22 protein-coding genes are annotated in these 20,679 nt (G+C 67.3%); 15 read left to right on the top strand and 7 right to left on the bottom strand.

Annotated features, from left to right (window positions below):
- Window positions 1-62 precede the first annotated feature (62 nt).
- The 4 genes from CSC76_RS04390 to CSC76_RS04375 all read left to right on the top strand — a co-directional run bounded on the left by CSC76_RS04390 (window position 63) and on the right by CSC76_RS04375 (window position 6,062).
- Complete coding sequence (locus tag CSC76_RS04390) at window positions 63-992, top strand: ArsR/SmtB family transcription factor (RefSeq protein ID WP_162108821.1); 930 nt, start codon at window positions 63-65, stop codon at window positions 990-992.
- Complete coding sequence (locus CSC76_RS04385; RefSeq protein WP_162108820.1) at window positions 989-2,074, top strand: homocysteine S-methyltransferase family protein; 1,086 nt, start codon at window positions 989-991, stop codon at window positions 2,072-2,074. The genes CSC76_RS04390 and CSC76_RS04385 overlap by 4 nt, the downstream gene beginning before the upstream one ends.
- Window positions 2,071-4,758: a methionine synthase gene (metH, locus tag CSC76_RS04380; protein WP_162108819.1), complete on the top strand. Its 2,688-nt coding sequence runs from the start codon at window positions 2,071-2,073 to the stop codon at window positions 4,756-4,758. Before CSC76_RS04385 ends, metH begins: the two co-directional genes overlap by 4 nt.
- A gap of 119 nt (window positions 4,759-4,877) precedes the next feature.
- A complete protein-coding gene (locus CSC76_RS04375; protein ID WP_162108818.1) occupies window positions 4,878-6,062 on the top strand; it encodes an MFS transporter in 1,185 nt (394 codons plus the stop codon).
- Window positions 6,063-6,081: 19 nt separating this feature from the next.
- Here the strand turns inward: CSC76_RS04375 and CSC76_RS04370 are convergent, their stop codons facing one another.
- From CSC76_RS04370 to CSC76_RS04345, 6 genes are all read right to left on the bottom strand, one after another.
- Window positions 6,082-6,768, bottom strand: coding sequence for an alpha/beta fold hydrolase (locus tag CSC76_RS04370; protein ID WP_162108817.1), 687 nt, complete (start codon window positions 6,766-6,768; stop codon window positions 6,082-6,084).
- Window positions 6,769-6,785: 17 nt separating this feature from the next.
- Window positions 6,786-7,415 carry a DUF2058 domain-containing protein gene (locus CSC76_RS04365; protein WP_162108816.1) on the bottom strand — a complete coding sequence of 210 codons (630 nt, stop codon included), beginning with the start codon at window positions 7,413-7,415 and terminating at the stop codon, window positions 6,786-6,788.
- Between the two features lie 36 nt (window positions 7,416-7,451).
- The gene (locus tag CSC76_RS04360) at window positions 7,452-7,688 is read right to left on the bottom strand and encodes a SlyX family protein (RefSeq protein WP_162108815.1); all 237 of its coding nucleotides are present in this window, start codon (window positions 7,686-7,688) and stop codon (window positions 7,452-7,454) included.
- Window positions 7,678-9,030 (bottom strand): UDP-glucose dehydrogenase family protein, encoded by a 1,353-nt coding sequence (locus tag CSC76_RS04355; protein ID WP_162108814.1) that lies wholly within the window; start codon window positions 9,028-9,030, stop codon window positions 7,678-7,680. Before CSC76_RS04355 ends, CSC76_RS04360 begins: the two co-directional genes overlap by 11 nt.
- 43 nt (window positions 9,031-9,073) lie before the next feature.
- Window positions 9,074-10,009, bottom strand: a complete 936-nt coding sequence (locus tag CSC76_RS04350; protein WP_162108813.1) for an FKBP-type peptidyl-prolyl cis-trans isomerase — start codon at window positions 10,007-10,009, stop codon at window positions 9,074-9,076.
- A gap of 79 nt (window positions 10,010-10,088) precedes the next feature.
- On the bottom strand, window positions 10,089-10,637 hold the full coding sequence (locus CSC76_RS04345) for a glutathione peroxidase (protein ID WP_202923485.1): 549 nt from the start codon (window positions 10,635-10,637) through the stop codon (window positions 10,089-10,091).
- Window positions 10,638-10,786: 149 nt separating this feature from the next.
- Here CSC76_RS04345 and CSC76_RS04340 point away from each other — a divergent pair, with 149 nt between their 5' ends.
- The 8 genes from CSC76_RS04340 to CSC76_RS04305 all read left to right on the top strand — a co-directional run bounded on the left by CSC76_RS04340 (window position 10,787) and on the right by CSC76_RS04305 (window position 16,335).
- Window positions 10,787-11,047, top strand: a complete 261-nt coding sequence (locus CSC76_RS04340) for a hypothetical protein (RefSeq protein WP_162108811.1) — start codon at window positions 10,787-10,789, stop codon at window positions 11,045-11,047.
- Between the two features lie 3 nt (window positions 11,048-11,050).
- Window positions 11,051-11,413: a GntR family transcriptional regulator gene (locus CSC76_RS04335; RefSeq protein WP_162108810.1), complete on the top strand. Its 363-nt coding sequence runs from the start codon at window positions 11,051-11,053 to the stop codon at window positions 11,411-11,413.
- Window positions 11,413-12,288 carry an ABC transporter ATP-binding protein gene (locus CSC76_RS04330; RefSeq protein WP_162108809.1) on the top strand — a complete coding sequence of 292 codons (876 nt, stop codon included), beginning with the start codon at window positions 11,413-11,415 and terminating at the stop codon, window positions 12,286-12,288. Before CSC76_RS04335 ends, CSC76_RS04330 begins: the two co-directional genes overlap by 1 nt.
- Window positions 12,285-13,283, top strand: a complete 999-nt coding sequence (locus CSC76_RS04325) for an ABC transporter permease (RefSeq protein ID WP_162108808.1) — start codon at window positions 12,285-12,287, stop codon at window positions 13,281-13,283. Before CSC76_RS04330 ends, CSC76_RS04325 begins: the two co-directional genes overlap by 4 nt.
- A gap of 58 nt (window positions 13,284-13,341) precedes the next feature.
- The gene (locus tag CSC76_RS04320; protein ID WP_162108807.1) at window positions 13,342-14,004 is read left to right on the top strand and encodes a YggN family protein; all 663 of its coding nucleotides are present in this window, start codon (window positions 13,342-13,344) and stop codon (window positions 14,002-14,004) included.
- A 77-nt stretch (window positions 14,005-14,081) separates the two neighbouring features.
- Complete coding sequence (locus CSC76_RS04315; RefSeq protein ID WP_162108806.1) at window positions 14,082-14,753, top strand: YggN family protein; 672 nt, start codon at window positions 14,082-14,084, stop codon at window positions 14,751-14,753.
- 57 nt (window positions 14,754-14,810) lie between these two features.
- Window positions 14,811-15,647, top strand: a complete 837-nt coding sequence (locus CSC76_RS04310; RefSeq protein WP_162108805.1) for a hypothetical protein — start codon at window positions 14,811-14,813, stop codon at window positions 15,645-15,647.
- 16 nt (window positions 15,648-15,663) lie between these two features.
- Window positions 15,664-16,335, top strand: coding sequence for a YggN family protein (locus tag CSC76_RS04305; protein ID WP_162108804.1), 672 nt, complete (start codon window positions 15,664-15,666; stop codon window positions 16,333-16,335).
- Window positions 16,336-16,378: 43 nt separating this feature from the next.
- Here the strand turns inward: CSC76_RS04305 and CSC76_RS04300 are convergent, their stop codons facing one another.
- Window positions 16,379-17,785 (bottom strand): class II fumarate hydratase, encoded by a 1,407-nt coding sequence (locus CSC76_RS04300; RefSeq protein WP_162108880.1) that lies wholly within the window; start codon window positions 17,783-17,785, stop codon window positions 16,379-16,381.
- 152 nt (window positions 17,786-17,937) lie between these two features.
- Here CSC76_RS04300 and purB point away from each other — a divergent pair, with 152 nt between their 5' ends.
- Genes purB through blaAIM form a run of 3 tightly spaced genes read left to right on the top strand, consistent with a single transcriptional unit; the run spans window position 17,938 to window position 20,632 of the window.
- A complete protein-coding gene (gene purB, locus CSC76_RS04295) occupies window positions 17,938-19,305 on the top strand; it encodes an adenylosuccinate lyase (RefSeq protein ID WP_162108803.1) in 1,368 nt (455 codons plus the stop codon).
- Window positions 19,306-19,325: 20 nt separating this feature from the next.
- A complete protein-coding gene (locus CSC76_RS04290) occupies window positions 19,326-19,724 on the top strand; it encodes a VOC family protein (protein ID WP_162108802.1) in 399 nt (132 codons plus the stop codon).
- A complete protein-coding gene (gene blaAIM / locus CSC76_RS04285; protein WP_162108801.1) occupies window positions 19,721-20,632 on the top strand; it encodes an AIM family subclass B3 metallo-beta-lactamase in 912 nt (303 codons plus the stop codon). Before CSC76_RS04290 ends, blaAIM begins: the two co-directional genes overlap by 4 nt.
- The last annotated feature ends 47 nt before the right edge of the window (window positions 20,633-20,679 follow it).

The raw sequence follows: 20,679 nt of genomic DNA, 5'->3' as shown, positions 1-20,679 counted from the left end.
TGGGTTGACCCGGCCGGGGGCAGACCGTCAAAATATCTCTATATCGCGATAGGAAGATATTTATGGATCTGGAAGCCTGGTCGACCCGGCTGAAGGTGTTCGCCGACGCCACCCGCGTCCGCCTGCTGGCCCTGCTGGCCCGCGAGGAGCTGACCGTGGCCGAACTGTCCGCCATCACCCAGCTGGCGCAGCCGCGCGTATCCACCCATCTGGCCAAGCTGAAGGAAGCCGGCCTGGTGCGCGATCGCCGCGCGGGGGTTTCGGCCTACTACCGCTTCGACGAGGACAACCTGGACACGGTCCAGCGCGAGCTCTGGCGCAGCCTGCGCGACGGCAGCGACGATCCGCTGCTGCGCCAGGACGCCGAACGCGTGGCCGGCGTGCTGGCCAATCGTGCCGCCGACCAGAACTGGGCCGACAGCGTGGCCGGCGACATGGAGCGCCACTACTCCCCCGGGCGTACCTGGGAAGCGCTGGCGCGCACCGCGCTGCCCTTGCTGGAAACGGGCGACGTGCTGGACATCGCCTCCGGCGACGGCGTGCTGGCCGAACTTCTGTCGCCGCACGCCAAGCGGTACATCTGCATCGACACCAGCGCCCGCGTCGTCGCGGCCGCCGGCGAGCGCCTGCGCCGTTTCCCCAACGTGGAAGTCCGCGAGGGGGACATGCATGCCTTGCCGTTCAAGGACGCCAGTTTCGATCTGGTGGTCCTGATGCATGCGCTCACCTATTCCACCAAGCCGGCACAGGCCGTGGCGGAAGCCGCGCGCGTGCTGCGCAGGGGTGGCCGCCTGCTGCTCAGCAGCTTGGCGAAGCACGAGCACCGCTCGGTCGTGGAAGCCTACGGCCACGTCAACCTGGGTTTCTCGGAGAAGGAACTGCGCAAGTTCGCCGAGAAGGCCGGGCTGGAGATCGCCAATGCCGAAACCGTCACCCGTGAGCGCCGTCCGCCCCATTTCGAAGTGCTTTCGTTGACCGCGGTGAAGCCATGAAGACCCTCCCCTGGCTGCACCCTGCCCGCGCCGGACTGCTGCTCCAGGCCCTGGAAGAACGCATCCTGGTCATCGACGGCGCCATGGGCACGATGATCCAGCGCCACGGCCTGCAGGAAGCCGACTACCGCGGCGAACGCTTCGCCACCGGCTGCGATGCGCAGCACGCGCATGAACACGGCGCCGGCTGCGACCACGACCTCAAGGGCAACAACGACCTGCTGCTGCTCACCAAGCCGGACGTCATCGCCGGCGTGCACACCGCCTACCTCGAGGCGGGCGCGGACCTGGTGGAGACCAACACGTTCAACGCGACGTCCATCAGCCAGGCCGACTACCACCTCGAACACCTGGTCTACGAGTTGAACAAGGCCGGCGCGCAGGTCGCACGGGCGTGCTGCGACGCCGTCGAAGCCACGACGCCCGACAAGCCGCGCTTCGTGATCGGCGTGCTGGGCCCGACCAGCCGCACCGCGTCGATCAGCCCGGATGTCAACGATCCGGGCTTCCGCAATACAAGCTTCGACGAACGGCGCGGCACCTACCGCGAGGCCATCGAAGGTCTGATCGACGGCGGCGCCGACACCCTGATGGTCGAGACGATCTTCGACACGCTCAACGCGAAAGCCGCGCTGTATGCCATCGAGGAAGTGTTCGAGGCGCGCGGTGGGCGCCTGCCGGTGATGATTTCCGGCACCATCACCGATGCGTCGGGACGCACGCTGTCGGGCCAGACCGCCGAGGCGTTCTACACGTCCGTGGCGCACGGCCGCCCCCTGTCGGTGGGGCTCAACTGCGCGCTGGGCGCCCGGGACCTGCGCGAGCACGTGGAGACGCTGGCTACGGTGGCCGATGCCTATGTCAGCGCGCATCCGAACGCCGGCCTGCCCAACGCTTTCGGCGAGTACGACGAGACGCCGGAGGAAATGGCGGCCACGCTGAAGGAGTTCGCACAGTCCGGCCTGCTCAACCTGGTCGGAGGCTGCTGCGGCACCACGCCCGCCCACATCCGGTCCATCGCCGAGGCCGTCGCCGGTCTGCCGCCGCGGCGACTGCCCGCCAGCCTGGAGCAGGCCGCATGAGCGCGGCCGCACGCCCTACGCGGCTGTCGGGCCTGGAACCGCTGGTCATCACCCCCGACCTGCTGTTCGTCAACGTGGGCGAGCGCACCAACGTCACCGGCAGTGCGCAGTTCCGCAAGCTGATCAAGGAGGAACGCTACGAGGAAGCCGTCGAGGTCGCGCGACAGCAGGTCGCCAACGGCGCCCAGATCCTCGACGTGAACATGGACGAGGGCCTGATCGATTCCGAGAAGGCGATGGTCCGCTTCCTCAACCTGATCGCCTCCGAGCCCGACATCGCGCGCATCCCGGTGATGGTGGACTCGTCCAAGTGGAGCGTGATCGAGGCCGGCCTGAAGTGCCTGCAGGGCAAGGGCGTGGTCAACTCGATCTCGCTGAAGGAAGGCGAAGAAGCCTTCATCGAGCATGCCCGCAAGGTGCTGCGCTACGGCGCGGCCGCCGTGGTCATGGCCTTCGACGAGACCGGCCAGGCGGACACCTGCGCGCGCAAGGTCGAGATCTGCACGCGCGCCTACCGCATCCTGACCGAAGAGGTGGGCTTCCCGCCGGAAGACATCATCTTCGATCCGAACATCTTCGCGGTCGCCACCGGCATCGAGGAGCACGACAACTACGCCGTGGACTTCATCGAAGCCACGCGCATCATCAAGCGGACGCTGCCGCACTGCCACGTGTCGGGCGGCGTCTCGAACGTGTCGTTCTCGTTCCGCGGCAACGAACCGGTCCGCGCGGCCATCCACTCGGTGTTCCTGTACCACGCCATCCAGGCCGGAATGGACATGGGCATCGTCAATGCCGGCGGCCTTCCCGTCTACGACGATCTGGACGCGGAGCTGCGCGAGCGGGTGGAGGATGTGATCCTCAACCGCCGCAAGGACGCGACCGAACGACTGCTGGAGATCGCCGACCGGTACAAGGGCAGGAAGGGCGAGGCGCCGGTCGAGAACCTGGCCTGGCGCGAGAAGCCGGTGCGCGAGCGCCTGGCGCACGCACTGGTACACGGCATCGACGCCTTCGTCGACGAGGACACCGAGGAAGCGCGCCGCCAGGCCGCGCGTCCGCTGGACGTCATCGAAGGTCCGCTGATGGACGGCATGAACGTGGTCGGCGACCTGTTCGGCGCCGGCAAGATGTTCCTGCCGCAGGTAGTGAAGTCCGCGCGCGTGATGAAGAAGGCCGTCGCCTACCTGCTGCCCTTCATCGAGGCCGAGAAGCTGCGCACCGGCGATGTCGGCAAGTCCAACGGCAAGATCGTCATGGCCACGGTCAAGGGCGACGTGCATGACATCGGCAAGAACATCGTCGGCGTGGTGCTGGCCTGCAACAACTTCGACGTCGTCGACCTGGGCGTCATGGTGCCCACGCAGAAGATCCTCGACACCGCGAAAGCCGAGAACGCCGACCTGATCGGCCTGTCCGGCCTGATCACGCCGTCGCTGGAGGAGATGACCCACGTGGCGCGCGAAATGCAGCGCCAGGGCTTCGACACGCCGCTGCTGATCGGCGGCGCGACCACGTCGCGTGCACACACGGCGCTGAAGATCGATCCGCATTACCAGGCCCCCACCGTCTGGGTGAAGGATGCCTCGCGCGCGGTCGGCGTGGCGCAGTCGCTGATCTCGCGCGACATGCGTGCCGCCTTCGTGGCCGCCAACGACGCCGACTACGCCGAGATCCGCGAACGCCACAAGAACCGCGGCGACGCCAAGCGTCTGGTGTCGCTGGAGAAGGCACGCGGACAGAAGTTCGATGGTGGCTGGGCCGACTACACGCCGCCCGCGCCCCGCCAGCCGGGGCTGCACGTGTTCGACGACTACCCGCTCGACGAACTGGTGGACTGCATCGACTGGACGCCGTTCTTCAATGCCTGGGAACTGTTCGGCAAGTATCCGGCGATCCTGACCGACGACGTGGTCGGCGCGCAGGCCAGCGAACTCTACCGGGATGCGAGGGCGATGCTGGCGAAGATCGTCGACGAGCGATGGCTGACGGCGAAGGCGGTGTTCGGCCTTTGGCCGGCCAACAGCGTCGGCGACGACGTCGAACTAGCGGTCGACGGACGCAGCGAGCGCCTGCATTTCCTGCGCCAGCAGGTCGACAAGCCGGTCGAACGCCCGGACTTCTGCCTGGCCGACTTCATTGCCCCGAAGGACTCCGGCCGGCAGGACTGGATCGGCATGTTCGCCGTCACCGCCGGCATCGGCATCGACGCGCACGTGGCCCGCTTCGAGGCCGATCACGACGACTACAACGCCATCCTGCTCAAGGCCCTGGCCGACCGCCTGGCCGAGGCGCTGGCCGAACGCCTGCACCAGCGCGTGCGCACCGAGTTCTGGGGCTACGTCGCCGACGAAACGCTCGACAACGAAGCACTGATCGCGGAGAAGTACGTCGGCATCCGGCCGGCGCCCGGCTATCCGGCCTGCCCGGAGCACAGCGAGAAGGCCACCCTGTTCCGCCTGCTGGATGCGGGCAGCCATGCCGGCATGTCGTTGACCGAGAGCTTCGCGATGCTGCCGACCGCGGCCGTGTCCGGCTATTACTTCAGCCATCCGCAGAGCCAGTATTTCGTGGTGGGGCGGGTGTCGAAGGAACAGGTGGCGGACTATGCCAGGCGCAAGGGCGTGGAGATCGCGCAGGTGGAGCGCTGGCTGGCTTCGAACCTGGACTACGATCCGGAATGAGGCGGCGCGCACCCGGCTAGAATGCGCCACCTTCTCCGTGATCGTCCCGCCATGCCGTCGCCCCTCCCCTGCTGCCCCATCCGGATGACGTCCGCAGCGGCGTCCGCGGACCGGGCACCATGAACGCGACGACCGGCTTGTCGGGCTATCCCGCCGCGCGGCTGTCCAGCTTCTATTTCTTCTACTACGCCGTGCTGGGCGCGTTCACGCCGTACTGGAGTCTGTACCTGGAATCGCGCGGGCTGGGCGTCACGGCCATCAGTGTGTTGATGAGCCTGTGGTACGCCACGCGAATCGTTTCGCCCTCGTTATGGACGACGCTGGCCGCACGCTCGCCGCAGCCGATCCGCTGGCTGCACCTGGGGTGCGCGCTGGCCGTGGGCAGCTTTGCGCTGTTCTTGCTGCCCTGGAACTACGTGGGCCTGTTCGTCGTGATGACGGCGTTCTGCTTCGCCTACAACGCCGTAATGCCGCAGTTCGAGTCGATCACCATGTCGCACCTGGCGGCGCGCAGCGATCGCTACGGCCTGATCCGCGTATGGGGCTCGATCGGCTTCATCGTGGTCGTGGCCTCGTTCGGCTGGCTGATCGATGCAAGGCGGCTCGGCATCGGCGCCCTGCCCTGGCTGATGCTGCCGGTGCTGGCGGCCGTGCTGGGGTCGGCGCTGATCAACCGGTACGCGCACGACCCGGACGCGTCGCGGACGGCAGCGGACGAAGGCTTCCGCGCACGCCTGCGCCAGCCCCACGTCATCGCGTTCTTCGTCGCCGCATTCCTGACCCAGGTGTCGTTCGGTCCGTTCTACACGTTCTTCTCGATCTACCTTGCCGAACACGGCTACAGCACCGGAACGCAGGGCGTGCTGTGGACCGTCGGCGTGCTGGCCGAGATCGCAGTGTTCTTCCTCTCCAGCCGCATCTTCCGTCGCTGGGACGCTTCGCGCGTGCTGATGTTCGCCCTGCTCAGCGCATCCGTCCGCTGGCTGATGACGGCGCTCTTTCCCGACAACACACCACTGATGGTGTTGGCCCAGCTGACCCATGCACTGAACTTCGGCGCGTTCTTCGCGGCTGCCATGCAGTTGCTGGTGCGGTTCTTCCCGGGTCGCCTCAACGGCCATGGCCAAGGCGTGTTCTATGGATTGTCGTCAGGCGTCGGCGGGGTGTGCGGCGCACTGCTGGCAGGGCAGCTGTGGCGCTTCGGCGGCGAGACCGCCTTCGTGGCGTCGTCAGCCACCGCCCTGCTTGCCGCAGTCATCGTGTGGCGGTGGCTGGTGCGTCCGGCGTCTTCTCGCATCGCCTGATGCAACTGGACCGGTCGATTCAGCGGATCTGACGGAGGAAGCGCCGGATCGCCGCTGCGGCTTCTACGGGAGCGAGTTGAAACAGGAAGTGGGGGGCCGGGATCGTCTCCCACCGTGCGTTGCGCGCCAGACGTGCGATGTCGCGTCCCGCACGGGCCCGGATCAACCGGTCGTGCCCGGCCTGCAGATAGAGCAGCGGCATGGTCAGGCCCGCGAGCTCATCACGTACGTCCACCCGCAGGGCAGCCAGCGCGCGACACCGCAGCACATCCACCGGTATCGCGTCGAGGATAAGGTCCAGTTCTTTCCGCAGGTCCGGCGGCATCCCCTCACCGGCCAGCAGTCGCTCAAGCGCGAATACCGGTGGCGCGATGGCCGGCATCCGCTGCAGCACGTTGGCCAACAGGGCGCTGACCGGAAGCGGGTTGTGCACGAAGCTGGCCGCCAGCACGACGGCCCTTACCCTCGCAGGGTGCCGGTGCGCGAGCATGACCGCCAGCGGTCCGGCGAAGGACTCGGCCACCAGCACGACATCCGCATGGCGCCGCATTGTGGACTCGAACGCATCGGCCAGCGCGGCATAGCTGTGGAAATGGCCGCTGTCGTACGTCCAGGGCTCGACCTCGACCGCATCGCCAAATGCCTGAATCAGCGGCGCATACAGACGACCGGTGCCATCCAGCCCCGGTAACAGGCACAGGCGCATGCCGTCGCCCGCCCGGGTCACCACACCAGGTCGTCGGGCACCTGGTACTTCGGATCCGCGTAGGGGTCTTCCTCGGCAGTCGCGTGCGGGTCGACCTTCAGCGCCACGGCCGCCGCGAAGATCGCTTCGGCTTCGGCCAGCACGGCGGACGTCACCAGCAGGTAGCGTCCATTCTGCTGCACCACGCCCAGCTCGCCGGCGTTGAGCGCCTTCAGCTGCTCGGCGTTGACGTAGATGCGCTTGATCTTGCCGCCGTAGGGGAAATGCCGAGCGATGTCGGCCTCGGCATCGTTCAGCGCCTTGTCCTTCAGGAAGGCCTCGAGCTTTGCCTTCGCCTCGCGACGCAGGCGGGCCTCTTCCTGCTTCACGCGCTCGGCTTCGATCCGCTCGTCCTTCTCGCGCTGGGCGCGGATGGCATATGCCTTCGCCAGATCGATCTCTTCCTGCGACCGCGGCTTGCGCGACTGTCCCTGCGACGGCCGCGGCTTGCCGCCCGGGCCGGTGCGCGGCGCCGACGCAGCGCCCTTGCCGGCTGGCCGCGGGCCGGGCCTGCGTGCGTCCGGCTTGCGTGCTTCCGGTTTGCGTTCGGGCTTGGGCGCCGGCTTGAAGCCCAGGCCCAGCAACTGGTCTCGAAGGGAATCGCTCATGAGTCGTTCGTGGGGACGTGCCGTGGCGGCAGCGTATCAATAATGGGGCGGCGGCGGCTCGCTGGCCGGGTCCTCGAACAGCGAGGTACGTACCTTGCCCAGCTCTTCCACCATGTGACGCAGGAGCAGCGCCGTACGCTGGTTCTCCGCGCGCGCGTCGGCCAGGGCCTCGCTGAGTTCATTCAGCGAGTGCTCCTGGAACGCAAGACGGGTTTCCAGTTCCACCAGTCGGCGTTCCAGTGCATCGCCCTGTCGTGTCGGCTCAGCCTGCATGCACGGACCTCCCGCGCCCGATCCCGTAATACGCGATGCCCGCGGCCTCCACCTCGACCGGGTCGTAGAGGTTGCGGCCATCGAAGATCACCGCGTCGCCCAGCGCCTCGCGCAGGCGGACGAAATCCGGGCTACGGAACTGTTTCCACTCGGTCACCACGAATAGCGCATCGGCGCCCTCCAGCGCGGCGTACGCATCCCGGCACAGCACCAGGTCGTCGCGTTCGCCGAAGATGCGCGACGCCTCCCCGTGGGCTTCGGGATCGTAGGCGCGGACACGCTCACCGGCCTCCCACAGCTCGGACAGCAGCCTACGGCTGCTGGCTTCGCGCATGTCGTCGGTATTGGGCTTGAACGCCAGCCCCCACACCGCGAAGGTCTTGCCGCGCACGCCTTCGTCCTCGCCACGGTCGTAGTGGCGTTGCAGCAGTTCGAAAAGATGGCCCTTCTGGCGATCATTGACGCCTTCCACCGCCTGCAGGAGCTCGGGCACATAGCCGTGCTGCTGCGCGGTGCGCGCCAGCGCCTGGACATCCTTCGGGAAGCAGGAGCCGCCGTATCCCGCACCCGGATAGATGAAGTGCCAGCCGATGCGCGGGTCGGAACCGATCCCCTGGCGCACGTGCTCCACATCCGCCCCCACGCGTTCGGCGATGTTGGCGATCTCGTTCATGAAACTGATCTTGGTGGCCAGCATCGCGTTGGCCGCGTACTTGGTCAGTTCGGCCGAACGCACGTCCATGACCACGATGCGTTCGTGGTTGCGGTTGAACGGCGCGTACAGGCGCCGCAGCCGCTCGACCGCCTGCGGGTGCGCTGCTCCGATCACGATACGATCCGGACGCATGCAGTCGTTGACCGCATCGCCTTCCTTCAGGAACTCGGGGTTGGACACCACGTCGAAGGCGACATCCGCGCCGCGCGCGGCCAGTTCGGCCTCGATCGCGGCACGCACCTTGTCGGCCGTCCCCACCGGGACGGTGGACTTGTTCACCACCGTGCACGGGCGCCCGATGTGGCGGCCGATCGTCCGTGCCACCGCCAGCACGTACTGCAGGTCGGCGCTTCCATCCTCATCGGGCGGCGTCCCCACCGCGATGAACACCACGTCGCCGTGGGCGATGGCCGACGCGGCATCGGTGGTGAAACGCAGGCGCCCCGCGGCGTGGTTGGCCTTGACCATGGGCGACAGGCCCGGTTCGTAGATCGGCACGATACCCTGGTTGAGCCCGTCCACCTTGGCCGGGTCGATATCGACGCAGATCACGTCGTGGCCGACCTCCGCCAGGCAGGTGCCCGTCACCAGACCCACGTACCCCGTGCCGAAAATTGCGACGCGCATCTGCTGACTTCCTGCCCTTGGGAACCGTGATTGGATCAGGCGCTTATTGCAGGATGCCCATCAGTTCCACGTCGAACGTCAGCGTGGCGTCCGGTCCGATCTTGCCGCCCGGCGCGCCGCCCTCGCCGTAGGCGAGGTTGGACGGGATCCAGAAACGGTACTTGGCCCCGACCGGCATCAGCGACACGCCTTCGGTCCAACCGGCGATCACGCCGTTGAGCGGGAATTCCGCCGGCTCGCCACGGGCGTAGGAACTGTCAAACACCTCGCCGTTCAACAGCTTTCCTTCGTAGTTGACGCGCACGCGGCTGGTCGGCATGGGCCGCTGGCCATTGCCCTGCCGCAGCACCATGTACTGCAGGCCGGACGGCGTGGTGATCACGCCCGGCTTGGTCTTGTTCCCGGCGAGGAACTTGGCGCCCTCTTCGCGGTTGCGCTGGGCAAGGCCGGCCTGGCGCTTGGTCATGTAGGCCTTCATCTCCGTCTGCGCCTGTTCCACGGTCAGCAGCGGCGTGCCGGTCTTGCCGGCCACGGCGCGCTCCGCCTGCGCAAGCACGGCCGGATCGATCTCGTCCTTGAACGGCATCAGCGAGGGGCCGACGACGTAGGTACCCAGGAACAGACCCACCTTGGTCTTGTCCACCGGCGGCGGGGTACTGCCCGGCGGCATGCCGGGGATAGGCTGGCCATCGGCCACCGCCAGGTTCACGCGCAGCAGCTGGTCGGTGGCCTGCGCTTCCTGTTCGGAAATCAGCGCCGGCTTGCCGGCGAACGTGTTGACGATCGCCCGCTCGAACGCCGCGGTGTCCATGAACGGACCCACCGGCTGCAGCGAATTGCCGCCGTCCACGCCGATGGCGTAGCTGACCTTGTCGCGCTCGGTCACCAGCGCGGTTTTTTCCTGTGCAGCCACGCTGCCTCCCAGCATAGAAAACGAGATTCCCAACAACGCGGCTACGCCGCGGACCGACCGCTTCATCCTTTCACTCCTGGAGCCCGCGCCGGGAAGATGGCGCCAAACGCCTATTGTGGCACGCCTGTCGCCCTGCACGGCAGCGTCAGCGCACTGCACGCGGAGCCGCAAGCTCGCGCTCGATCGCGGCCACCAGCGCCGGATCGTCCGGCTTGGTCTTGCTGGGGAACTGGGCGACCACGCGCCCGTCGCGCGAAATCAGGTACTTGTGGAAATTCCATCCCGGCGCCGTGCCGGTCGCCTGCGTCATTGCCTTGTACAGCGGCGTGGCGTTTTCGCCGACCACGGAGACCTTCTCGAACATGGGGAACTTCACGCCGTAGGTCAGCGTGCAGAATTCCTGGATCTCCTTTTCGGTGCCGGGTTCCTGGCCCCTGAAGTCATTGGAGGGAAAGCCGAGCACGGCGAATCCCTTGGGCGTGTACCGCTGGTGCAGGGCCTCCAGGCCCTCGTACTGCGGCGTGTAACCGCATTTGCTGGCGGTATTGACCACCAGCAGTACCTGGCCGGCATAGCGTTCCTTCAGGTTCACGGGCGTCTTGCCGGTCAGCGGCCGATAGCTGACATCCAGCAAACCCGCCGCCAAGGCCGCTGACGCGGCGCCCAGAAGCGCAACAAAAGCTATTGATTTCATCAACTTGGATGTCATGACCCACTCCACTAGTACGAACATGACAAGTATGCCTTCAGTTGGGTGACAAAACCCCGCAACCCTGTTGACGGCCTGTGTTTTGGTGTTATAGTTGAATACAACACCACTCACCCAACTCAGGGGGGGATGCCATGAACCAGAAACTGACCCACACACTGCCCAGCCTGGCCGTCGGCGGCCTGCTGCTGGCGATCGGCGTGCTGGCGACCGTCACCGGTGCACGCACGGCCGACGTGGATTCCACCGCGCTGGTCGGCGCGCTGGAATCCGATGCGGCCGAGGTCGCCGGCGATGACGGCAACCCGCAGGCACGGCAACACAAGCGTCGGGCCCGGGCCTCGCTGGCCATGCCCTACTTCTCCTTTGGCCAATCGCTGCGTCCGAGGAGCTGAGCCATGACATCCATCCAATGGAGCGACGGCGCTCCCATCTACCGCCAGCTGAAGGATCGCGTGATCGCCATGATGCTGGACGGGATCCTGAAGCCGGGTGACGCCCTGCCCTCCGTGCGCCAGGTGGCGGCGGAGTACCAGCTGAATCCGATCACCGTATCGCGCGCCTACCAGGAACTGGCCGACGAGGCCCTGGTGGAGAAGCGCCGCGGCCTGGGCATGTTCGTCACCGACGAAGCGTCCAAGAAGCTGCGCGGCAGCGAGCGCGAGCGGTTCCTGACCGAAGAATGGCCGGCCGTCGCCGAGCGCATCGAGCGCCTGGGCCTGTCCATCGAAGATCTGCTGCAATCCAAGGGGAACAAGTGATGAACGCCGCAATCGCCAATGCCGTGGTGTCGGCCCACGGCCTGCGCAAGGCCTACAAGAACAAGCTTGCGCTGAACGACACCAGCTTCCAGATCGAGGCCGGCAAGATCATAGGCCTGATCGGTCCCAACGGCGCGGGCAAGACCACCGCGCTGAAGGCCATCCTGGGCCTGATTCCGTTCGAAGGCCAGCTGAAGGTACTGGGCCTGGATCCGCGCAAGGATCGCGACGAGTTGATGAAGGATGTCTGCTTCATCGCCGACGTGGCCGTGCTGCCGCGCTGGATGAAGGTCAAGGAAGCCATCGACTTCGTGGACGGCGTGCACCCGCGCTTCGACCGCGCCAAGTGCGAGCGCTTCCTGGCCAATACCCAGCTCAAGCCCAATCTGCGCGTGCGCGAGATGTCCAAGGGCATGATCGTGCAGCTGCACCTGGCCCTGGTGATGGCCATCGACGCCAAGCTGCTGGTGCTGGACGAGCCCACGCTCGGCCTGGACATCCTGTACCGCAAGCAGTTCTACCAGCGCCTGCTGGAGGACTACTTCGACGAACAGAAGACCATCATCGTCACCACCCACCAGGTCGAGGAGATCGAACACATCCTCACCGACGTGATGTTCATCCGCGACGGCAGGATCGCGCTGACCGCGCAGATGGACGAAGTGGCTGAGCGTTACACCGAAGTGCTCGTCAGCGGCGAGGCGGTCGAGCAGGCCCGCGCCCTGAAACCCATCGACGAGCGCGCCCTGCCCTTCGGCAAGACCGTCCTGCTGTTCGACGGCGTGCCGCAGGCCCAACTCGCCCCGCTGGGCGAAACCCGTACCCCTGGCCTGGCCGACCTGTTCGTCGCCATCATGAAAGGAACCTACGCATGAACGCCGTGACTTCGACGTTGGGCAAGCCCTCCAAGCCGGGCGCGTTCAAATGGCTGATCAAGCGCGAGTTCTGGGAGAACCGCGGAGGCTTCTTCTGGGCGCCGGTGATCACCGGCGGCATCTTCCTGGTACTGAACCTGATCCTGGCCGTGATCGGCAGCATCGCCGCACGGCGGTCGATGGACGGTGGCGGTTTCGTCATCGACGATGCACCGGAGAAGGCGCACCAGATCGTCGGCGGCATCGGTGACGGCATGCTGCTGGGCGGTGTGATCCTGGCCTGCGTGGTACTGGCCTTCGTGGTGTTCTTCTACGCCCTGGGCACCCTCTACGACGACCGCCGCGACCGCAGCGTGCTGTTCTGGAAGTCGCTGCCGGTCTCCGACACCCACATGGTGCTGTCCAAGCTGGCCTGGGCGCTGGTCCTGGCGCCGCTGCTGGCCATCGGTATCGGCATCCTGATCGGCGTGGCGATGTGGCTGATCTCGGCGCTGACCATCACCGTCAACGGCCTGCCGGCCGGCGGCGCGATGTTCACCCACTCCCACCCGTTGCGTGTGATCGGCGGCGTGATCAGTTCGCTGCCCGTGTACATGATGTGGTCGCTGCCTGCGGTCGGCTGGTTGATGTTCTGCTCGGCCTGGGCGCGCAGCAAGCCGTTCCTGTGGGCGGTGCTGGTGCCGGTGCTGGCCTGCGTGATCGTCAGCATGACCGACATCCTGCCGGGCCTGGATATCCGTCACGACCTGGTCTGGTACACGGTGGTCTACCGCGGTCTGCTGAGCGTGGTGCCGGGCGCGTGGTTCCCGACGCTGGAAGGCGGCGCCGCCAACCCGCACACCGAGATCAACACGCCGGACGAACTGGCCAACGCCATCGACCTGACCCGCAGCTGGCACGCTTTCGCCACCGCGGATCTGTGGATCGGCGCCGCCATCGGCGTGGCCCTGATCGTCGGCGCGATCCATCTGCGTCGCTGGCGCGAAAGCGAATAATCGCCAGTCAGCCTTTCCAGGCGGGCCCACCCGGGCCCGCCCCTTTCAGGAACCGGACATGCACACCTCTCTTTCACGGATGCGCCCCCTCATCGTGCTCGGCATGATCGCCCTGGCGGCGTGCCAGCCGACCGACAAGAACCAGGCCCCCACGGGCGTGGTGGCCAAGGCGATGGACGAAGCAGCCACGGGACTGGGCGAGGCCAGCCAGGAAATGGACAAGGCCCGCGAGGAGATCGCCACCGCACGCGACCGGCTGGCCCGCGAGAACATTTCGCTCAACCGCAACGAGAAACAGCACCTGCCCAAGGCCGAGATCACGCCAGCCGGTGACCTGCTGATCGAAGGCAAGGCGGTCGCGACCACCCCGGAACAGAAGGCGCTGGTGCTGGCCTACCGCGGCGAACTGCTTGGCGTGGTTGGCGATGGCATGGCGATCGGGATGGAGGGAGCGCGCGTCGGCATCGACGCAGCCGCCTCCGCGCTGAAAGGAGTCCTGGCGGGCCAGGACGGCGACCAGATCGGCAAGCAGGTCGGCGAACAGGCCAAGACCAAGATCCAGCCCATGGTCGCGCAGCTGTGCACGCGCCTGCCCGGCCTGTTGTCGGCACAGCAGGCGCTTTCCGCCGCCCTGCCCGAGTTCGCGCCCTACGCCACGATGGACCAGGCCGATGTGGACGACTGCGGCGACGCCAATGGCGACGGCAACTGGACCTTCTGAGGTTCCCAACCCAACCCGCGCGTTAGCCCGCGTATCAACGCCCCCGACATCGATCCAGACGACGAAGAGGACACGCCATGCACTCCACGCGTAAACCACGCATGCTGATGACGATGTTCCTGGCCAGCCTTCTTCCGCTCGCGGTACAGACGGCGAACGCCGGGGATACCCGCATCAACGAGGTCAGCGCCGACCTCGCCGATGCTCGCAGTGAAGTCCGTACCGAGCTCGCCGCTGCCCGTCGCGAACTCGACACGGGCAACCTGCAACTGGGCGACAGTCTTCGCTTCGGCAAGTCGGATGCGCGCGCCTCCCATGCGGATCGCGCGTTGCCCCGCGCAGAGATCACCCCGCAGGGTGATTTCCTCATCGAAGGCAAGCCGGTCGCCATCGACCGCCACCAGCGCCAGGAACTGCTGCTCTACCGTGGCGAGGTCATCGCCATCGCCAAGGCCGGCATCGACATCGGCGAACGCAGTGCCCAGGCGGCACTGGATGCGGTGGACCGCGGCCTCTTCAGTCTGATGTTCGGCGCGATGACCGGCAGCCTGGAGCGGCGCATCGAGAAGACCGTCCGCGAGACCGTCGAACCCGGCGTGCGGCAGATCTGCCTGAGTCTGCCGGCGCTGCGGGACCGCCAGCAACGCCTGTCCGCCACGCTTCCCGCGTTCCGTCCTTACGCCACGCTGGAGGCGGACGATGTCGAGGACTGCGAGAACGAGATGCGCCGCGAGTTCGCGAGCCGATAGCGCGCGTTCGCCGGCAGTCGCGGCCCCATCCGACACGATCACTCCCGGAGACTCAGAATGCGCACCGTCCTGATCGCTTCTCCCCTGCTCCCCGCGCTGGCGCTGTCGGCGCCCGCGTCGGCCTCCGACCGGTACTGCAAGCACGAATCTCCCCGCCAGCTCGTGCTGGACACCGGCGATGCCAAGGCCGTGGTATTCGAGGTCGGGCCCCACGACTTGACAGTGGAATCGCGCGCAGGGGCCCCCGCCGCGATGAGCGGCCGCGCCTGCAGCAGCCATGCCGACCGATTGGCGCGGCTGAAGATCGAACAGCGCCGCGCTGGCGACAAACTGATCGTGCGCCTGTACCAGGAGGGCAGCTTCAGCGGCATCTCCTTCGGCAGCAACTACGCCTACATGAACCTGACGGCGACCCTGCCGGACCATCTGCCCGTGCAGGTGAAAGTCGGGTCAGGTGAGGCCAGGGTCATGGGCGCCCCCGTGTTCAGCGCCGACGTGGGATCGGGCCACGCCGTGGGCCGCGACATCCGCGGGCTGGCCGCCGTTTCGGTGGGCTCGGGCGACATCGACATCCATGTCGCCGGCAGCCTCAAGGTCGTCTCGATCGGTTCGGGCGACGTGGAGGCCGACAGCGTGCACGGTCGTACCCGCGTCGGCAGCATCGGCTCGGGCAGCTTCAGCCTGTCGCGCGGTGGCGGTGCCGAGATAGACTCGATCGGTTCCGGCGGCGCCGAGCTGCGCGACATCACCGGCGATGTGGTGGTCGGCTCGGTCGGATCCGGCGGCGTGGAAGTGCGCAATGTCGCTGGCGCACTGCCCGTCCGCTCGCTCGGCAGCGGCGATGTCGACCACGAAGGCGTCACCGGCACCATCGATATCCCGAAACATCACTGAAATTCCAGGAAAGACCATGACCCGATTCGCACCGCTCGCTCTCGCGCTGTCCCTCGTGCTGCTGTCCGCCTGCTCGGGCAAGGACAAGGCACCCGAGTCCGGGGAAGGGGACGGCGTCGCCGTCTCGCGTGCGCTGTGGGGCCAGAACCTCACCCTCAACGCGACCGGTCATCCACAGGCTGAAATTTCGGCAAAGGGCGACTTCATCGTCGGCGGCAAGAAGGTGGAAGTGAGCGATACGCAGCGGACACTGTTGGTCGCCTATCACCGCGAGCTGGGCGGCATCGCCGATGCGGGCATCGCCACCGGCAAGGAAGGCGCCAAGCTCGCCGGCAAGGCGGTGGGCGCTGCGGTGAAGGGCATCTTCAGCGGCAATCCGGACCAGATCGACAAGCAGATCGAAGCCGAGGCCAAGAAGGTGGAGGCTGAAGCGATGAAGATCTGCGACCGTCTGCCGGGGCTTTACAAGGCACAGCAGGACCTCGCTGCCGCGCTACCGGCCTTCCAGCCCTACGCGTCGATGGACGAAGGCGATGCGGAAGACTGCCGCACCAGCCACAACGAAAACCATGAAGCCGGCAAGGACATCGGCCGTGCGATCGGTCGCGCGGTCAAGGGCGACAACAGCGGTGCAACGAATGCGGCGGCGGAAGCCGACGCCGCCGCTGCCGAGCCCGCCAAGCCCTGATCAGGCCGACAGCGTCTGCCGCGGCATCGCGGCAGGCGGACTCTCAACCGCCCCCGCCTCCCGCCTTCCCGTGGATGCCGCCCTTGGCGAGCACGGCAGGATCCAGCAGCGGTTTGAGCGTCTTCTCCGGCAGCCCCGTGATCTCGCGCGCGACCTCCAGCACCGGCCGGTTCTGCCTGTAGGCCTGCTTGGCGATGGCGGCACCCTTTTCGTAACCGATCACCGGGTTGAGCGCGGTGACCAGGATCGGGTTGCGGTCCAGCGCTTCCTTCACCCGCGCTTCGCGCACCCTCAGGCCGGCGATGCAGTCGTCGGCCAGCAGCCGCGACACGTTCGACAGCAGCTGCATCGCGTCCAGCAGGTTGTGCGCGATCAGCGGCAGGGTGACGTTGAGCTGGAAATTGCCGGTCTGCCCCGCCACCGTCACCGCGGTGTGGTAGCCCATCACCTGCGCACAGACCATCACGGTGGCTTCGGGAATCACCGGGTTCACCTTGCCCGGCATGATCGAACTGCCGGGCTGCAACGCGGGCAGCTCGACCTCGCCCAGCCCCGCCAGCGGTCCGGAGTTCATCCAGCGCAGGTCGTTGGCGATCTTGGTCAGGGCGACGGCCAGCGCACTGAGCTGGCCGGACAGTTCCACGGCATCGTCCTGCGCGGCCAGCCCCTCGAACTTGTTGGCGGCGCTTTCGAAGCGCATGCCGGTGGCGGCAGACAGCGCCTTCGCGACGCGCGCGCCGAAGCGGGGATCGGCATTGATGCCGGTGCCGATGGCGGTGCCGCCCAGCGGCAGCCGACGCACCCGCTTGAGCGTATCCTCGATGCGCGCCTGTGCCGATGCCAGCTGCGCCGACCACGCCGAGAACTCCTGGCCGAAGGTCAGCGGCATGGCATCCATCAGATGGGTCCGGCCGGTCTTCACCACCTTGCCCAGCGCCCGGCCCCTCGCATCGACGGTCTTGCGCAGGTGCCTGATGGCCGGGAGCAGGTCTTCGACCGCGGCAAGTTGGGCCGCCACCCGGATCGCCGTGGGGATGACGTCGTTGGAACTCTGGCCCAGGTTGACGTGGTCGTTCGGGTGCACCAGCGCTTTTCCTGCGCGAGAAGCCAGGGTGGCGATGACCTCGTTGGCGTTCATGTTGGACGACGTGCCGGAGCCGGTCTGGTAGACATCGATCGGGAAATGCGCGTCGTGCTCACCGCGCGCGACCTCGTTCGCGGCCGTCTGCACGGCCTTGGCGACGCCCTTGGACAGCAGGCCCAGGCCTGCATTGACTTCGGCAGCCGCCGCTTTCACCAGACCCAGGGCGCGGATGAAGCCACGCGGCATCGGCCGTCCGGAGATCGGGAAGTTCTGCACGGCCCTCTGTGTCTGCGCGCCCCACAGGGCCTCCGCGGGCACCTGCAGTTCGCCCATGCTGTCGTGCTCGACGCGGGTGCGGCCCGCCATCTTCTTGCTGGTCATCACCGTCTCCTGGAAGGATTTCACGGCTTGCGCGCCGGCGAAGGCCGGTGGCTGGCGGAGCGACAGGATACGCCAGGCCGGTGGGGCGCCTTCCCGGGGTAAAATGGAACGCTCCCTTCCAGCCCCCTGCCCCGCCCATGTCGGATTCGTCCCTGCTCGCCCTCTCTCCGCTCGACGGCCGCTATGCCGGCAAGGTCGACGCGCTGCGCCCCATCTTCTCGGAGTACGGCCTGATCCGCGCCCGCGTGAAGGTGGAAGTCGAGTGGCTGCTGGCGCTGGCCGCTGAGCCGGGCATCACCGAACTGGCCGCCTTCTCCGCAGGGGCGAAGGCGCGCTTGCGGGCGCTGGCCGACGGCTTCAGCGTGGCCCCCGCCGCCCGCGTCAAGGAGATCGAGCGCACCACCAACCATGACGTCAAGGCAGTGGAGTACTTCATCAAGGAGCAGCTGAAGGACGACGCCGAGCTCGCGCCCGCGCTGGCGTTCGTCCATTTCGCCGGCACCAGCGAAGACATCAACAACCTGTCCTACGGCCTGATGCTGGAACAGGCGCGCCGCGAGGTGCTGCTGCCTTCGCTGGACGGCGTCGCATCCACTCTGCGCGCACTGGCCCACGCGCAGGCCGCGCAACCCATGCTGTCGCGCACGCATGGCCAGACCGCCTCGCCGACCACGCTGGGCAAGGAGATCGCCAACGTCGTGGCCCGCCTGGAGCGCCAGCGCGCTCAGATCGCCGCGGTGGAGCTGACCGGCAAGATCAATGGCGCGGTGGGCAACTACAACGCCCACGTGGCCAGCTACCCGGACGTCGACTGGCCGGCCTTCGCCCAGCGCTTCGTCGAAGGCCTGGGCCTGGTGTTCAACCCGTACACCACCCAGATCGAGCCGCACGACAACGTGGCCGAAATCGGCGACGCCGCGCGCCGCGCCAACACCATCCTGATCGACCTGGCCCGCGACATCTGGGGCTACATCTCGCTGGGCTACTTCAAGCAGAAGCTCAAGGAAGGCGAAGTCGGTTCCTCGACCATGCCGCACAAGGTCAACCCGATCGACTTCGAGAACGCGGAAGGCAACTTCGGCATCGCCAATGCGTTGTTCGAACACTTCAGCGCCAAGCTGCCGATCAGCCGGTGGCAGCGCGATCTCACAGACTCCACGGTGCTGCGTGCGCTGGGCACGGCGTTCGGCCACACCCAGGTGGCGCTCGACTCCCTGGCCAAGGGCCTGGGCAAGCTGGAAGTGAACCCGCAGCGCCTGGACGCCGACCTCGACGCCGCCTGGGAAGTACTGGCCGAGGCCGTGCAGACCGTGATGCGCCGTCACGGCCTGCCCAATCCGTACGAGCAGCTGAAGGCGCTGACGCGCGGCCAGGGCATCACGGCGGATTCGATGCGCGCCTTCATCGAATCGCTGGACCTGCCGGCGGACGCCAAGCAGCGACTGCGGGACATGACGCCGGGCAGCTATACCGGCCTGGCCGAGCGTCTCGCACGCGGCATCTGACCTCGGAGGCGGGTACGGCGATGCATCTGCTGATCAACATCGACGTACCCGACCTGCCGGCCGCCGAGGCGCTGTATACGCGTGCCTTCGGGCTGACCGCCGGGCGCCGTTTCGGTGACGGTGGCGTCGAACTGCTGGGGGCGCAGGCACCGATCTACCTGCTGCAGAACGCGGCCGGCTCCACCGCCGCCGCCGATGCGCGCCGCGATTACATCCGCCACTGGACGCCGGTGCACCTGGATGTGGTGGTGGATCACCTTGAACCTGCCCTTGACCGTGCCCTGCAGGCCGGCCTGGTGCAGGAAACCGACATTCGCGACACGGACTGGGGCCGCATCGTCCGCCTGGCCGATCCCTGGGGCCATGGCTGGTGCCTGCTGCAGTTCGTCAATCGCGGCTACGACGAGATCGCCACATGAAACGTCGCTTCACTCTGCTGGGCAGCGTAGTCGCCCTCGCCCTCTCATCCACCGCCCTCGCCTCCGATGCGCCCGCCTCCAGGGGCTGCGCCGACGATGCCGGCTGGAACGATCCGGCAACGCCCCTGAAGGTGTACGGCAACACCTGGTACGTCGGCACCTGCGGCATCAGTGCGCTGCTGGTCACTTCCGACGCGGGCCATATCCTGGTCGATGCCGCCACGCCACAGGCGGGCCCGCAGATCCTGGCCAACATCCGCGCGCTCGGCTTCAGGCCGGAGGACGTACGCGCCATCGTGTTCTCGCACGAGCATTTCGACCATGCCGGCAGCCTCGCCGAACTGCAGAAAGCCACGGGCGCACCGGTGTATGGGCGCGCGCCCGCGGTCGACACGTTGAAGCGCGGCCTGCCGGACCGCACCGACCCGCAGTTCGAGGTCGCCGAACCCATCGCGCCGGTCGCCAACATCGTCACCCTGGCCGACGACGGCGTGGTGAGCGTCGGTCCGCTGGCCCTGACGGCGGTCGCCTCGCCTGGCCACACCCCGGGAGGCACCAGTTGGACCTGGCGCTCCTGCGAAGGCGACGACTGTCGCCAGATGGTCTACGCCGACAGCCTGACGGCGATCTCGGACGACGTGTTCCGCTACAGCGACGACGCCGCGCATCCCGGCTACCTCGCGGCATTCCGCGACACCCTCGCACGGGTCGCAGGGCTCGACTGCGACATCCTGGTCACGCCGCATCCCTCGGCGAGCGGCCTGTGGAACCGGATCGGCCCGAGGGCCGCCGCACCGCTGATGGACACCACCGCCTGCCGCCGCTACGCGCAGGGCGCGATGCAGCGGCTGGAGAAGCGCCTGGCCGAGGAAGCCGCCACCTCCCCCTCCAGCGGCGCGCGGCCTTGATGCGCATCAATGCCCCGCGCGGCGTACCCCGCCACGCTGGCCTCCCT

Source organism: Pseudoxanthomonas mexicana, from assembly GCF_010093385.1.
Lineage (GTDB): Bacteria > Pseudomonadota > Gammaproteobacteria > Xanthomonadales > Xanthomonadaceae > Pseudoxanthomonas_A > Pseudoxanthomonas_A mexicana.
The sequence above is the reverse complement of the archived record's forward strand: the minus strand, read 5'-3'. Positions and strand labels throughout refer to the sequence as shown.